Here is a 438-nt window from a genome sequence, read left to right as displayed (position 1 = left end):
GGTATGCTGGGGCACGTTCGACTCCTGTGATAGTCGGACCACGCCCCGGGAGTGTTAGCGCACTCGCCGGGGTCTCTTATGTTGTTGTGCTGGTGATCGTGGCAGGTAGGGCCTGATCTGTCCAGCTTTCCCGTTCCGGATCTGTTCCGGATCTGCTCCGGATCTGCTGGCACGACCTGGCACTTTGTGGCATCACGTGGCCTACCTGGGACATGAAGAAACCCCAGGCGAAACGTACTCTCACCTGGGGCTTCGTGGAGCCGCCTGACGGAATCGAACCGTCGACCTTTTCATTACGAGTGAAATGCTCTACCGACTGAGCTAAGGCGGCGTGTCCGACCTTGCGATCGAACCAGCAGGAGTCTAGCGGCATCGACCCCGGATACGAAAATTGACCCCCACCCCGGCCAGTTCGGCCGGGGTTGCTCAGTTCAGCGC

General features: G+C 60.0%; 1 tRNA gene. It reads right to left on the bottom strand.

Annotated elements, in window-relative coordinates:
* Positions 1-255: 255 nt before the first annotated feature.
* Positions 256-331, bottom strand: a tRNA-Thr gene (locus tag AC1DYG_RS19835).
* Positions 332-438: the final 107 nt, after the last annotated feature.

It is taken from the genome of Pedococcus sp. P1_H8, assembly GCF_056405175.1.
Note: the sequence above shows the minus strand (reverse complement) of the source record. Positions and strands in the feature narration are given on the sequence as shown.